The organism is Rhodococcus sp. p52, assembly GCF_000763325.2.
GTDB lineage: Bacteria > Actinomycetota > Actinomycetes > Mycobacteriales > Mycobacteriaceae > Rhodococcus > Rhodococcus pyridinivorans.
The window spans coordinates 651,545-665,052 of record NZ_CP016819.1 but is presented as its reverse complement, the minus strand read 5'-3'; the positions used below and the strand labels follow the sequence as shown (position 1 = coordinate 665,052).

Genomic DNA, 13,508 nt, shown 5'->3' with positions numbered 1-13,508 from the left:
CGAACACCCTCTGCTGCAAAGGAACCCACCGATGACCACCTCTGCCCTCGACCTCCCCGAGTTCACCACGTCCGACGGCGTGTTCGGCCGCTCGGCCCGCCTGACCGACCGTCCGCACGAGCAGGTCGTCTTCCATCACGACGCGGCCACCGGCTTGTGCGCCATCGTCGCGATCCACTCCACCGCACTCGGACCCGCCCTCGGCGGCACCCGCTTCTACCCCTACGCGGACGAGATGTCGGCACTCGAGGACGTGCTGCGACTGTCGTGGGGCATGACCTACAAGGCCGCGGTGTCCGGTGTGAACCTCGGTGGCGGCAAGGCCGTCATCATCGGTGATCCGAAGATGGACAAGAACGACGAACTGCTCGCCGCCTACGGACGATTCGTCGAGTCACTCGGTGGTCGCTACATCACCGCCGCCGACGTGGGAACCCGCGCGGAGGACCTCGACGTGGTGGGCCGGCACACCGCCCACGCCGTGGGGCGCACCGTCGCCGCCGGCGGATCCGGCGACAGCTCGCCGCTGACCGCGCTCGGTGTCTTCCAGGCCATGCGTGCCGGCGCTCGGACGGTCTGGGGCGAAACGACTCTCGCGGGTCGCACGGTCGGTGTCGAGGGTCTCGGCAAGGTCGGCTACGAACTCGTGAAGCTGCTCGTCGCCGACGGTGCCGAGGTGATCGTCGCCGACGTGAACCCCGCCGCGGTCGCCCGCGTGGTCGACGAGTTCCCGGCGCAGGTCACCGACAACGTCGTCGCCTCGTCCGCCGACGTCTACGCCCCGTGCGCTCTCGGCGGCACGCTGACCTCGACCACCGCTGCCCACCTCGACGCACGTCTCGTGTGCGGTGCGGCCAACAACCAGCTCGCGCAGCCCGAGGTGGAGGGCCTGCTGGGCAAGCGCGGAATCGTCTGGGTACCCGACTATGTCGCGAACGCGGGCGGACTGATCCAGGTCGCCGGCGAGGTCGACGGATCCGCCGCCGACGTCGTCCGCACACGAGTGGAGTCGATCTTCGAGCGCACCGCCGAGATCTTCGACGTCTCCAGCACTCTCGGCGTCACGCCGGGCGCAGCGGCCAACCGGATCGCCGAGCGCCGCATCGATACTGCCTGATCCGCACAGGGGAACTGATCCGCACAAGGGAACTGATCCGCACAGGGGAACAAGGGGAGGCGCCGCGAGGTGCCTCCCCTTCTCGTGTCTTCAGGAGTTTCCGGCCGACGAGGAACGCCCGTGCCCCGCATTGCGGGTGATGTGCTCGACGAGTGGCTGCGTCCGGTACTCGATCGGTGTGGTGAGCGCGAGCGTCGTGGTGGTGTGCGCGACGCCCTCGATGGCGTGGAGCCGTTCGAGGACCAACAGGAGGTCCTCCTGGGACTGCGCCGCCATCCGGATCAGGAGATCCTCCCGGCCCGTTGTCGCGTGGACTTCCAATACCTCTGGGAATCGGCCTAATTGGGCGATCACATGCCCCATCTGTGCCTGGACGAGCTCGGCGCCGATGAACGCCTGCAGCGGCACACCCAGCTTCGGCAGGTCGACGACCGGTCGGTATCCGGTGACGGCACCGGACTCCTCGAGTTTTCTGATGCGCGACTGCACGGTGTTGCGGGCGATGCCGAGCTTCGCCGACAGGTCGACGATTCCTGCTCGGGGGTTGTGCGTGAGCTCTCCGAGGAGAGCTGCGTCGAGCCGGTCGAGACTGAACACGATGACACCCTTTCCGTTGTGATGCGCGTCACCACTCGAGCATAATGCTCAGCCGAACAGAAAGATATTGACACTTCACGAGCCAGTGCCATGATTGCTACATCAAATGCTCACGCAAACACTGCTTGCTGCAACGTAATGCGCGCGAAGTGAGCGACATGCCTACCCCTCGCCCGGACCGGGCGTGGCGGGCGCCGCAATCACCCCCAGGAGCACACAATGCCCGGAGTCGGCATCTGGCGGACCAAATCCGTCGAACAGTCGATCGCGGATACCGATGAACCCGGTTCGCGGCTACGACGAGAACTGACCGCCAAGGATCTGACCGTGTTCGGCGTCGCCGTCGTGGTCGGAGCCGGAATCTTCACCCTCACCGCCCGCACCGCCGGCAATCTCGCCGGACCGTCCATCTCGCTGGCGTTCGTCCTCGCCGCGATCGCGTGCGGTCTCGCCGCACTGTGTTACGCGGAGTTCGCCTCTGCGGTACCGGTCGCCGGCAGCGCCTACACCTTCTCCTACGCCACCTTCGGTGAGTTCGTCGCCTGGATCATCGGATGGGACCTGATTCTCGAGTTCGCCCTCGCCTCCGCGGTCGTCGCCAAGGGATGGTCGATGTATCTCGGGGGCATGTTCGGCGGGGACGCGTCGATCGACCTCGGACCGATCACGGTCGACTGGGGGTCGCTGCTCATCGTCGGCGCCATCACGATCATCCTCGCGATCGGCACCAAGGTCTCGTCGCGGGTCTCCGCCGTCGTCACCGCCATCAAGGTCGCGGTGGTCCTGCTCGTCATCGTCGTCGGCATCTTCTACATCGACAAGTCCAACTACTCGCCGTACGTCCCGCAGGCCGAAGAGGCGGAGAGCGCCGCATCCGGTCTGCATCAGTCGCTGTTCTCGGCGCTCACCGGCGCGGGCGGCAGCACCTACGGCTGGTACGGCCTCCTCGCCGCAGCGAGCCTGGTCTTCTTCGCCTTCATCGGCTTCGACGTCGTCGCCACCACCGCCGAGGAGACCAAGAACCCCCAGAAGGCCCTGCCCCGCGGCATCTTCGGTTCGCTGGCGATCGTCACCGTCCTCTACGTCGGCGTCACGCTCGTGCTCACCGGCATGGTGAAGTACACCGACCTGCGCACCGGCAGCGAGCTGGTCGGTGACGGCAGTGCCACGCTGGCCACGGCCTTCGAGGCACACGGCATCACCTGGGCGCAGATGGCCATCAACATCGGTGGCCTCGCCGGCCTCACCACCGTCGTGATGGTGATGATGCTCGGCCAGACCCGCGTGCTGTTCGCGATGTCCCGCGACGGACTCGTCACCCGCAAGCTCGCCGTCACGAACCACAAGGGTGTGCCCGTGCGCATCACCCTGATGGTCGGTGGTGTCGTGGCCGTCCTCGCCGCGGTGTTCCCGATGGGTGTGCTCGAGGAGATGGTCAACATCGGCACGCTGTTCGCCTTCGTCCTGGTCTGCGTCGGCGTGATGGTGCTCCGCCGTACCCGCCCCGACCTGCCCCGCGGATTCCGGGTGCCGCTCGTGCCGCTGGTCCCGATCCTCGCGGTCCTCGCCTGCGGCTGGCTCATGCTCAACCTCTCGGTCGAGACGTGGATCCGCTTCACCGTCTGGATGGTCCTGGGAGTGGCGATCTACTTCGTCTACGGTCGCCGCAAGTCGGTGCTCGGACAACGCCTGAAGCTCGAGGCCGCGCAGCAGGAAGCCGCGAAGCACGAAGCGAGGGAACCTGAACCGGTATAGATCCGTCGTCCACGAGCCCGCCCGCACCGAATCGGTGTGGGCGAGCTCGTGTGTTCCGGCGGTTCCGGGTACCCGACCGGAAGGAAAGCAGACACCGTCCGATCGTGACGCCGGAAGAGGAGGAGATGGCGCCGCAGTGCGCCCACTGTCACTGCCGCATCCTCGGGCACGGCGTGGAGTCGGCGGATGCCGTCTTCTGCTGCGCGCATTGTGCTCGTCAGGCCGGGCACGCCGAGCTGGCGGATCGTGCCTGACGGAAGAGTGCGAAGCGCGCGAAAGCGGCAGAACGGACTCTGCGAGTTGATCTTTCGGTGAACTCGAGAAAGACCTATGCACGCGAGTGAGCAGATTGCTCTATGCTGTGAACAGCGCCGCAGAGACGAAGGTCACAAGGGTTACCCGGCGTTTCGTCCGAACGCAGGACGAATCGGACATCGGGACCTGATTACCATCGATCTGCCCCTGTCGTCGGGGAGGCCGACAGGGAAGGGCCCCCGCCAGCGATTCGAGGGGAGGAGCCGGCGGGGGCCTCGCGCTGTATCTCCTGTGTCGGGGAGGACTCTAGGGAGACACGGCCACCTACGCCGTGGCCGCTTTGGAGCTTAGGTGACAGCTGGGCACTCGTCCAGAGTCGATACTGAAACGAGACCTGAGAATCTTCTCGGGGTCTAACCGAGACGTTCATCCTGCTTTGCGGCGGATGGGGCCCGTTTCGACGTCGCTTTCCGCCGGAAAGACGGGGGTCGGCATGGCTCTGGACCGGTCGGGATGCCTGCGGTACGACGCCGGTCGCTGCGAACGCCGCCGGCGCCGACGGTTCCGCGTCGTCCAGAAACCCCAGGCTGCGATGCACACGCCCACTCCCGAGAGCAGGTCGGCCTCGGTCAGTCCGTGATTCGGTGTCACCGAGTACAGCACACGACCCTCGAGAGGTCCGTTCATCAGCACCCAGAGCCCGGAGGCCACGAACGCGGCCGAGCTCGACAGCAGGTGGGGGCGCGAGAGGCACCACGTCGACGCGGCGAACAACGAACACATCGCGACGAGCGAGTAGAACACGGCGTTCTGCACGGTCGACTCCTCTCGCTCCTGCCGGATATCGATCAACTGTACTGGCGGAGGAGCCGGACCTACCGAGTCGCAAGTCGTGACCCTCGCAACAGGAGCATCAGCTCAGGCGTTGCAGGGTGTCGGTCGTCAGAGCAAGCACCTGATCGTCGGCTCCGGCGTCCGGAGGTTCACAACGCACAGGTGAGGCTCACAACCCTGATGGTCGACCATGGGCGTTGTGAGCCTATTCGGGTCTCGGTATCTCCGCGAACGAGTCACGCTGCTGAACCATCCACACCGGAGCGATGAAGATGCCTTCCGCTTCCACGCAGACCCCCTCCGAGTCGGCGATGTGCCCGACGACGAACGCCTTGCGCCCTTCGACACGGTCGAGTTTCGCCTCCACGCGCAGAGCGCCGAGAGGGGTGCGCTTGCGATAGCGGATGGTGAGCGTGCCCGTCATCCCCGGATATCCCGAGATGCGCGCGGCGTCGCCGAGGATCTGGTCGAGCAGCAGCGCGGAGACCCCGCCGTGCACGTGCCCGGCCGGCCCCTCGTAGACGGGACCGAGGTGGATCTCCGTCCACACGCGTCCGTCGTCGTCCTCGTGGATGTCGCCGATCGGGGCGATGGCGTTGCGCAGGCCTATTGCGGCGTTTCCCCAGTTACGGAATCGGCCCGAATCGTTGAACCGGGTGCCGTACGGGCCGTCCTCCCGGTCGCGTTCGAGGATCTCGCGCGCGGCCGCGAGATGTTCCCGGGCCCGCTCGACGTCGTCGGCATCCACACGGGTCTGCAGTGCGAGCTGGATCAGCTCGCGCACGTCCTCGGTGAGCGGACCGTAGGTGGCCCTCTGCTGATCGATTTCCTCGTCGGACAGTCCGTCGTCGACGTAGAGCTCGAGGATGGAATCGGTCATCGGGGTTCTCCGGATCGTGAGCGTGGTGAAGGACAGCAGTCGACCGCGCGCACGGTGAAGGAGTCAAGTTCTGCTGCCGCTGCACGGGATCACCGCAAAATCCGTAAAACGGACCGTTCTGTACGAAAACGTGTGAACCGCCATACGGGCGGGAATCAATGAGAGAACCCCGTCGGCTCAACGAGGGGAGGGGCCGACGGGGTCCGTCCGTGCCGTGTCAAAGGGGAGGAGACGCGGCACGCTTTGTTGCGAGGAGCAACAACGACTCCACGCTACCCACGATTCTTTCATCTGCCAACGTTGCCGACGGGTGATCGACGGGGTGAATTCGCCCTGTCTGCACCCGTGGCGAGCGTGGTAATACAAGCGTACCGTTCGCTTCTGCGTGCGCGGGTATGCGCCGGACAGGAGTCGATGGTCGTGGCCGTAACCATCCACAAGGGCCGTGACAGCATCACCAAACGGATGTTGCTGGGAAGGCCGCTGCGCAGCGACACCCTCGGCCACACGCTGTTGCCGAAACGGATAGCCCTGCCGGTCTTCGCGTCCGACGCTCTGTCGTCCGTCGCCTATGCGCCGGAGGAGATCTTCCTCGTGTTGTCGGTGGCGGGCCTGTCCGCCTACGCATTCTCCGGGTGGATCGGTCTCGCGGTCGCCGTCGTCCTCGTCGTAGTGGTCGCGAGCTACCGGCAGAACGTGCATGCCTATCCGTCGGGGGGCGGCGACTACGAGGTGGCGACGAAGAACCTCGGTGCGATCGCCGGCCTGACGGTGGGCAGCGCGCTGATCGTCGACTACGTGCTGACGGTCGCCGTGTCGATCTCGTCGGCCGCCCAGAACATCGGGTCGGCCGTCCCCTTCGTCGAACACCACAAAGTGCTGTTCGCCATCACCGCGATCACACTCCTCACCGCGGTCAATCTGCGCGGACTCCGCGAAGCCGGAACAGCTTTCGCCGTGCCCACCTACGCCTTCATGTTCTGTGTCGGGGTGATGCTCGTCTGGGGCTTCGTGCGTCTCGTCGTGTCCGACGTCCCTCTGCGCGCCGAGTCGTCGCACTACGAACTCGCCGCCGAACAATCCCACCTGGCCGGGCTGGCCTTCGCCTTCCTCCTCGCCCGCGCGTTCTCGTCGGGATGTGCGGCCCTGACGGGAGTGGAGGCCATCAGCAACGGGGTGCCGGCCTTCCGGAAACCGAAATCGCACAACGCTGCCACCACCCTGCTCCTGCTGGGCGCCATCGCGATCACGCTGCTGATGGGCATCATCGTCCTCGCCGAGCGACTGGGGGTCGTCGTCGCCGCAGATCCCGCGACACAATTGAGCGGGGCACCGGCCGACTATCACCAGAAGACACTGATCGCGCAGGTCGCCGAGACGGTCTTCACCGGTTTCCCGCTCGGTTTCTACCTCGTCACCGCCGTGACCGCGTTGATCCTCGTCCTCGCCGCGAATACGGCATTCAACGGGTTCCCGGTTCTCGCGTCGGTACTCGCGCAGGACAAACACCTGCCGACCCAGCTGCGCACCCGGGGCGATCGGCTCGCGTTCAGCAACGGCATCGTCTTCCTGGCTCTCGGAGCGATCGTGCTGGTATGGGTGTTCGACGCCGAGGTCACCCATCTCATCCAGCTCTACATCGTCGGAGTGTTCGTCTCCTTCACGTTGAGCCAGACCGGAATGGTTCGTCACTGGACGCGGCTGTTGGCCACCGAAACCGACTCGCGTCACCGCCGGAGAATGCAGCGTTCGCGCGTCGTCAACGGTGTGGGTCTGGCGATGACGGGCACCGTCCTGATCATCGTGCTCATCACGAAATTCCTCGCCGGCGCGTGGATCGCGATCCTCGCCATGGTGATCGTCTTCGTGACGATGCGGGCCGTCAACCACCACTACCGACGCGTGGCGGCCGAACTCGACGCCGGCAAATGGGACGGTCTGCTGCCCAGCCGCACGTATTCGATCGTGCTCGTGGCCAAGCTGCACCACCCGACACGTCGCGCGCTCGCGTACGCCTCGGCCACCCACCCCGACACCCTCGAAGCGATCACCGTCGACGTCGACGAGGAGGACACCCGCGCTCTCGTGCGCGAATGGGAAGCCAGCGACATCACGATTCCGTTGAAGGTGCTGGAGTCGCCGTACCGGGAGATCACGCGACCGGTACTCGACTACGTCAGGCGGGTGCGCGGCAACTCGCCGCGCGACGTGGTCACCGTCTTCATCCCCGAATACGTCGTGGGGCACTGGTGGGAGAATCTGCTCCACAATCAGAGCGCGCTGCGACTCAAGAGTCGTCTGCTGTTCCAGCCCGGGGTGATGGTGACGAGTGTGCCGTGGCGGTTGCACTCTTCGGATTCGAGTTAGACGAGCGCGGAGTCCGGTTCTCGATCAGGTTCGCGATGTCTGCACCGGCTCGCAGCAACGTTTCGGACTGCACTGCGATGGTGTGCAGGCGCTCGTGGAGTGCGTCCCTAGCAGTATCGGTGTCATTGTCGGTTCCGATCGCTGCCATCACCGCCCGGACCGCCGGGATGCGGTAGCCACCCGCGCGTAGTGCGGCAACGATCCGCGCATCCCGCGCCGCGGCGGGGGAGTAGCTCCGCGCAGCGTTACGGTCGATCCGTTCGGGCGCGACCAATCCCTCCTTCTCCCAGAACCTCAGGGTGGACGATCGCACTCCGATTGCGTTCGCCAGCTCGGTGATGCTCATGGCGTCGCCGGGTAGTGGAGGCGCGTCGCGGGTGGCCTCGTCGACGATGGTGTCGAGTGCGCGGAGCGCGGTGAGACTCTCGGCGCGTGCCCGCGCGAGCCCACTGTGGAGTTCGACGACACGGGCGAGTGCCTCGTCGTAGGGGAGGACCTGCACATCGTGCATGACCCTGCGCGCCTCGACGGGACCCACCGCGACAGCCAGTGCGCGGTACGCGCGCAGGGCCGTGACGTGTTCGGGACCGAATCTGCGATAGCTGTTGGGCATTAGTACGGCGGAAGGAATCACTCCGAGGCGTTCGAGATCGCGCACCTGCTGCACGGAGTATCCGGTGGCTGCGGCCAGGCGCCCCGTCGTCATCGTGTGCTCCACTGCTCGAACCCTCCATAAGCACTTCAAGGTGACACTCGAAGTATGACCATGGAACAGATCCTCGCGCAGATCAGAAGCTTCAGCGGTGTCCTCGAGCTCGCACCACAGGATGGGAGTGGGCTCCCCGAGATTTCGTGGGGCGACCATTTCTTCTACTACGCCCCGGACGGCGAGATCCCGCACAATCGGCAGCCCTACGCGACAATCGTGACGAAGAACTATCCGAACGATGGGGATTCACGCCTCGACGAGCCGGGCCGATGGCGCATGAACGTGCATGCGGGGACGCAGCTGTTCACCGAGTTGCTCGGCTACCCACCCCGGTCCGTCGACCCCTCGACGATCGACTTCGCCGAGGCCGACGTCTTCATCCCTCATCCGCTCTACGGCTCACTGGGATGGGTCGCGGTCGTCGAACCCGGCGAGCGGACCACGCCGCGTCTGCTCGAAGTGCTGCGCGACGCCCACCTGGCCGATCGGCGCCGGGTCGAACGCAGGAGCGCATTGCGCGACACGGAGTGATCGTGCGAAAAAGCTTCTGCTGTCACCCATCCCGATCCGGATTGCTCTCGAAGAACGACGTCACGGTGTCGACGGTGAAGCGGTGACGCAGGCGGCATGCCGAGTTCTGGTTCGCGAACAGGCCCGGGATGCGGAAGGCATCCTCGCGCGCGACGGTGTGCGTCCACTGCACCGGCACGATCCACTCGCGGTGGTCCTCGTGCGGGTCCGTGCTCTCGCTCTCGTGGATGTACGGCGCCTTCAGGTCGAGGCTGCGGAACGGCACCGCGCGACCGTCGACGACGAGCGTCGCCTCGTCGGCCGGAACCACCGCGCCGGTCACGACGCCGATGCCGACGTATCCGCTCTTCGGGATGTAAACGAAGACGCGGCCACCGACGGGCAACTCCTGCAAGGAATCCGAATACCAGCGGCCACCGCCGGCGGCGACGAAGCCGTAACGGCGGCCGTCGTCCCAATTCCGTGACGGGCTGCGCTCACCGAAGTTCACGTACCAATCCCGGCCGTTCCATTCGGACTCGGGACGATTCGACCCGGACGATTCCGCCACGCACACTCCTTCGTCGGGAACACCTCGTTCCACGGTAGGCGCGAGCGGAACCGCCGGTGTGATCAGTGCCGGTCGCAGATGATCAGTGCCAGCTGCCCTGCCTGTCGAGGGTTTCGACGGGAGTCGCGCCGGGCCGGGTCCACTGCGGCACCGGCCGGCTCGTCTCATCCCATGTCGCATTGCCGTCGGCGTCGGTGCGCCAGAACCAGCACGGATCGTCGCCCTCCGGCCAGCCCTCGGGTTTGTCCTCCCACCTCTCGCCGCGTCCGTACGGGGTGATGTCGAGCAGGCCGGCGGAGCTGTTGGCCCGTTCGGTGCCGCGACCCGTCGTGGAGTAGGTGAGGAAGGTCCGGTCTCCGTCGCGGAGGTAGGAGGTGAGATAACCCATCGCTCCGCCCACGGGTTCGTCGAGGTCGCGCACCGAATACCAGGGCTGGGTGTAGCCCATGAACTCGACGAACGCTGCCACCTCCTCCCACGGGCCGGTGGTGACGAATGCGAGCGACACCCCGCGAGCATTGAGGTAGACGGCGTCGCGGACGTGCCAGGCCGTGGTCGTGCATCCCTCGCACTGCCCTTGCGGAGGTGCACCGTCGTACCACATGTGCTTGTAGACGACGAGTTCGTTGCGACCCTGGAAGAGGTCGAGGAAGGGGACCGGGCCGTCGGGCCCGACCACCTCGACCGTTCCGTCGAACTCCACCATCGGGAGTCGTCGGCGAGCCGCGGCGATGGCGTCGCCTTCCTTGGTGTGGGCTTTCTCGCGAACGAGGAGTTCGTCGCGCGCGGCCTGCCAGGTCGCGAGGTCGACCACGGGTGGACGGCCGGAATGCGGTTCGGTCATGGTGACCTCCGGAAAGCGGGAACCGCGACGCGCGCGGGAGCGGATCGGACGGATTACACGCGGCTCGGTTGGAGCACGTCGCGGAGCACGGCGGCGAAAGCTCCAGGATCGCCGGGCATACCCTCTGAGGCACCCATGAAGCCACCGTGATCGCCGGGGAACAGCGTCGGAGTTGTGCCGAGCCGGTCGGCGAGCGCTGCCGAGGCGCGGCCGCACAGCTGGCGTACCGACTCGCGACCACCTGCGACGACGATGCGCGTGGACGCGTTCGCGAGAGCGTCGAGATCGGGGTGGTAGCCCGTGCACGACATCCAGTTCTGACCCAGCAGCACGTCGTCGCGGGTCCCGTCGTCCTCGCTGGGCAGTCCGAAGTCGGACGGGCTCGGAGCGGGCCGGTCGAGATAGTCGGAGGTCAGTTCACCTCCGTAGCCGACCAGGGCGATGAACTTCGCCATGGCCGGTCCGAGGCCGCTGCGCTGATAGGTGTCGCGGATGTCGTCGCGCACCGCTTCGGCCCCGATGCGATCGGGCAACAGTTCCATGATCGGCGGTTCGTGCGCGACCAGCGTGCGCACCTGCTCGGGGTGGCGCGAGACGAGTTCGAGGGCGTTGACTGCGCCGCCGCTGCTGGCGAAGACGTCGACGGGACCGAGATCGAGTTCGACGAGGATCCGGTGCAGGTCGTCGGCGTGCAGAGCGGGAGTGGACTGCATCGACGTGTCGGTGCGCGTACCGCGGCCCGTGCCGCGCGGGTCGTAGGTGATCACCGTCCGGTCGTCGAAGAAGGAGGCGAGGCTCGTGAAGCCGCTCGCGTCCATCGGGGATCCGGCGAGCAGCAGCGGGGTGGCGTCGCCGGGGACGGTGCGGACGTCGTAGACGAGAGTCGCGCCAGGGACGTCGATCGAGTGGGTGACGAATTCGGGCATGTCGGCTCCTTCTGGGGTCGGTGACCATACCGACCCGCGCCGCCCGAGAAATTCATCGCACATACGACCGCGTCCGCACCCATGACGGATGCGGACGCGGTGTGCGCTGGCTCAGTGGGCGATGCCCGGTTTCGCAGGCAGTCCGCCGAGGAGCGCAAGAGATCCGAAGTGCATATGTGTTCCTCCTGTCGTTCGGTTATCCGGACTGCGTCCGCACCGGGACGCTGACCGAGGAGTACCCGCCGCCTCGGTGCGAAACACTGCCGCGGACCGAAAATTCACTTCGTTATGTTTTCGTGCCCTCGGGGAGTTTTCGCGCGGTCGGACCCGGCCGGGTCTGCGACTCGCTCGGCCGCAGCGGACCGTGGCCGTGGGCGCATTGCACGACCGCTTCGACCGAAGCGCCACAGTCGCGGTGTTCGATGAGCAGTGACGGGCCGTCGGGATCTGCACAGTATTTGTCCCCCCACTGGAGCAGGGCGATGACCGGAACTACCGAGGCTCGTCCGACGATCGAGGACTACGGGCAGAAGCCGCCGAGCCGATTCGTCGAGGCGAGCGGCTTCGTCGTCGAGGAAGCCACTTCCTGCGTTCGACGACGGGATGCCGCGCGTCGGTCACGGCAGAACCGTTGCAGCAGGGGAGGACTCAGCAACTGTGGCTGGTGCTCATCACCGACACCACGACCGGCAAGGTCCTCGCTCGCGGTCAGCTGCGACTGCAGAACGTTCCGTTGCCGGAGTAGTTGTTTGCGCGCATCGGTGTCGGGAATCCGTATTCATGGCAAGCATGGAACCGTTTCTCCCGATCAAGCACACCGGCTCCAACGAGATCGACGCGGCCGATCCCGGTCAGGGCGCGCCGGCTACAGATCCCGGACCCGTCCCGGGTGAGGACGTCGACCCCGAGATGGCGCAGCGCGAGAATGACGAACTCGAGAAGAAGATGTCCGAAAAGTGTGACGAGGAAACAGTTTTCCGGACTCCGGAAGTGGATCCGTCCGAATGGACCGAACCGCGCCCGCACGCAGGGGGTGGTGCGGGCGCGGAGTCGATCGGTCCGGCTGTCAGAGAATGATGCCGAGGGCGGCGAGGAGTCCACCGAGGGTCAGTGCGAGAGATCCGAGCAGCATAGGAATACCTCCATGTTGTTGTGGATGGGCACACCCGCGAACGGGCGCGGGAAGTGAATGGATCCGCAAGATCGATTCACTTCCGTCCCATACTTCGCGAAGGCCTCAAAGCCTGTTACCTGCCGTCACTAGTTGTTATATTTCTGTGATAAAAGTGTCCGATTAGACCGAAATGCCCTTTGGTCATGGGCGTTTCAGGACTTGGGATTCACGGCGTTCTGGGACTTTCCGCGTTCGATCACCGCAGCCCGTCGCTCGGCGACCCGCGACGGCGAGAACTCCCGCATCCACTCTTCCGAGGTCTGCTGCTCCACCCGTAGGGCCGGTTCGACGACATGCTCCTCGGCCCGGCGGTACGACGCGAGCAACGCCCGCATACCGGATTGGTCGTTGCCGGCGATCGTCCGCGCGACCTCCACGGCCGTGCCGAGCAGTTCGTCATGCGCGACGACCTGCGTCACCAGACCCGCACGCAGCGCCTCCTCGGCACCCACGAAGTTGCCGGACAGGCTCATGCGACGCGCGAAGCCCGGACCCACCGCCGCGGGCAGGCGCTGGGTGAGTCCCCAACCCGGCAGGACGCCGACTCGCGCGTGGGTGTCGGCGAAGCGGGCGCGCTCGGACGCGATGAGGAAGTCGCACGCGAGTGCCATTTCGAGACCACCGGTGATGGCGGCGCCGTTCACCGCGCCGATGATCGGCTTGGAGATGGGCTTCCACGGATGACCGACGGGGAGGTCGGCGCCGGACACCAGCGACAGGTTGCCTCCACCTTCCCCGAGTTCCTGCAGGTCGAGTCCGGCGCAGAAGGCCGGGTCGGTGCCGGTAAGGACCACGACGTTCGTCTCGTCGTCCGCCTCCGCTGCAGCGATCTCGGTGCGCAGGGCATCGATGAGCGCCGAGCTCAGCGCATTCCGCGCCTCCGGGCGGTTGAAGGTGAGAATGCGGACGGAATCGCGCTGCTCGACGAGCAGGATTTCTTCGGAAGTCATGGGCCCGACAGTATCCGTA

At 66.1% G+C, this 13,508-nt stretch carries 14 protein-coding genes and 1 pseudogene; 7 read left to right on the top strand and 8 right to left on the bottom strand.

Annotated elements, in window-relative coordinates:
* The first annotated feature begins 31 nt into the window (after positions 1 to 31).
* Complete coding sequence (locus IM25_RS02895) at positions 32 to 1,117, top strand: Glu/Leu/Phe/Val family dehydrogenase (RefSeq protein ID WP_033096279.1); 1,086 nt, start codon at positions 32 to 34, stop codon at positions 1,115 to 1,117.
* 90 nt (positions 1,118 to 1,207) lie between these two features.
* On the opposite strand, the gene IM25_RS02890 is transcribed toward IM25_RS02895, so the two are convergent.
* The gene (locus IM25_RS02890; protein ID WP_006553105.1) at positions 1,208 to 1,714 is read right to left on the bottom strand and encodes an Lrp/AsnC family transcriptional regulator; all 507 of its coding nucleotides are present in this window, start codon (positions 1,712 to 1,714) and stop codon (positions 1,208 to 1,210) included.
* Positions 1,715 to 1,933: 219 nt separating this feature from the next.
* Between IM25_RS02890 and IM25_RS02885 the strand changes: the two genes are divergently transcribed.
* Both IM25_RS02885 and IM25_RS02880 read left to right on the top strand, forming a co-directional pair.
* A complete protein-coding gene (locus IM25_RS02885) occupies positions 1,934 to 3,469 on the top strand; it encodes an amino acid permease (protein ID WP_006553104.1) in 1,536 nt (511 codons plus the stop codon).
* A 104-nt stretch (positions 3,470 to 3,573) separates the two neighbouring features.
* Positions 3,574 to 3,723 (top strand): hypothetical protein, encoded by a 150-nt coding sequence (locus tag IM25_RS02880; RefSeq protein ID WP_006553103.1) that lies wholly within the window; start codon positions 3,574 to 3,576, stop codon positions 3,721 to 3,723.
* Positions 3,724 to 4,150: 427 nt separating this feature from the next.
* Here IM25_RS02880 and IM25_RS02875 read toward each other — a convergent pair whose 3' ends face one another.
* Together IM25_RS02875 and IM25_RS02870 are read right to left on the bottom strand one after the other, a co-directional pair.
* Positions 4,151 to 4,540, bottom strand: a complete 390-nt coding sequence (locus tag IM25_RS02875; protein ID WP_033096392.1) for a hypothetical protein — start codon at positions 4,538 to 4,540, stop codon at positions 4,151 to 4,153.
* Between the two features lie 223 nt (positions 4,541 to 4,763).
* Positions 4,764 to 5,438 (bottom strand): PaaI family thioesterase, encoded by a 675-nt coding sequence (locus tag IM25_RS02870; RefSeq protein ID WP_019290955.1) that lies wholly within the window; start codon positions 5,436 to 5,438, stop codon positions 4,764 to 4,766.
* Positions 5,439 to 5,852: 414 nt separating this feature from the next.
* Here IM25_RS02870 and IM25_RS02865 point away from each other — a divergent pair, with 414 nt between their 5' ends.
* Complete coding sequence (locus IM25_RS02865) at positions 5,853 to 7,805, top strand: APC family permease (RefSeq protein WP_052039937.1); 1,953 nt, start codon at positions 5,853 to 5,855, stop codon at positions 7,803 to 7,805.
* On the opposite strand, the gene IM25_RS02860 is transcribed toward IM25_RS02865, so the two are convergent.
* Positions 7,726 to 8,511 carry a MerR family transcriptional regulator gene (locus IM25_RS02860; protein WP_033096390.1) on the bottom strand — a complete coding sequence of 262 codons (786 nt, stop codon included), beginning with the start codon at positions 8,509 to 8,511 and terminating at the stop codon, positions 7,726 to 7,728. The genes IM25_RS02865 and IM25_RS02860 overlap by 80 nt on opposite strands.
* A 54-nt stretch (positions 8,512 to 8,565) precedes the next feature.
* Between IM25_RS02860 and IM25_RS02855 the strand changes: the two genes are divergently transcribed.
* Complete coding sequence (locus tag IM25_RS02855) at positions 8,566 to 9,045, top strand: DUF6194 family protein (protein ID WP_033096277.1); 480 nt, start codon at positions 8,566 to 8,568, stop codon at positions 9,043 to 9,045.
* Positions 9,046 to 9,067: 22 nt separating this feature from the next.
* On the opposite strand, the gene IM25_RS02850 is transcribed toward IM25_RS02855, so the two are convergent.
* The 3 genes from IM25_RS02850 to IM25_RS02840 form a co-directional block, all read right to left on the bottom strand.
* Positions 9,068 to 9,595, bottom strand: a complete 528-nt coding sequence (locus IM25_RS02850; RefSeq protein WP_230811339.1) for a hypothetical protein — start codon at positions 9,593 to 9,595, stop codon at positions 9,068 to 9,070.
* An 82-nt stretch (positions 9,596 to 9,677) separates the two neighbouring features.
* On the bottom strand, positions 9,678 to 10,439 hold the full coding sequence (locus IM25_RS02845; protein ID WP_033096275.1) for a DUF899 family protein: 762 nt from the start codon (positions 10,437 to 10,439) through the stop codon (positions 9,678 to 9,680).
* Between the two features lie 53 nt (positions 10,440 to 10,492).
* Complete coding sequence (locus tag IM25_RS02840; RefSeq protein WP_033096274.1) at positions 10,493 to 11,365, bottom strand: alpha/beta fold hydrolase; 873 nt, start codon at positions 11,363 to 11,365, stop codon at positions 10,493 to 10,495.
* A 583-nt stretch (positions 11,366 to 11,948) separates the two neighbouring features.
* On the opposite strand from IM25_RS02840, the pseudogene IM25_RS26350 reads away from it, so the two are divergent.
* Both IM25_RS26350 and IM25_RS02830 read left to right on the top strand, forming a co-directional pair.
* Positions 11,949 to 12,110: pseudogene (locus tag IM25_RS26350) on the top strand (PaaI family thioesterase); the annotation flags it as partial.
* 44 nt (positions 12,111 to 12,154) lie between these two features.
* The gene (locus IM25_RS02830) at positions 12,155 to 12,442 is read left to right on the top strand and encodes a hypothetical protein (RefSeq protein WP_033096273.1); all 288 of its coding nucleotides are present in this window, start codon (positions 12,155 to 12,157) and stop codon (positions 12,440 to 12,442) included.
* A 249-nt stretch (positions 12,443 to 12,691) separates the two neighbouring features.
* Here the strand turns inward: IM25_RS02830 and IM25_RS02825 are convergent, their stop codons facing one another.
* Entirely contained in the window at positions 12,692 to 13,489 is a 798-nt protein-coding gene (locus IM25_RS02825; RefSeq protein ID WP_033096272.1) for an enoyl-CoA hydratase, read from the bottom strand.
* Positions 13,490 to 13,508 lie beyond the last annotated feature (19 nt).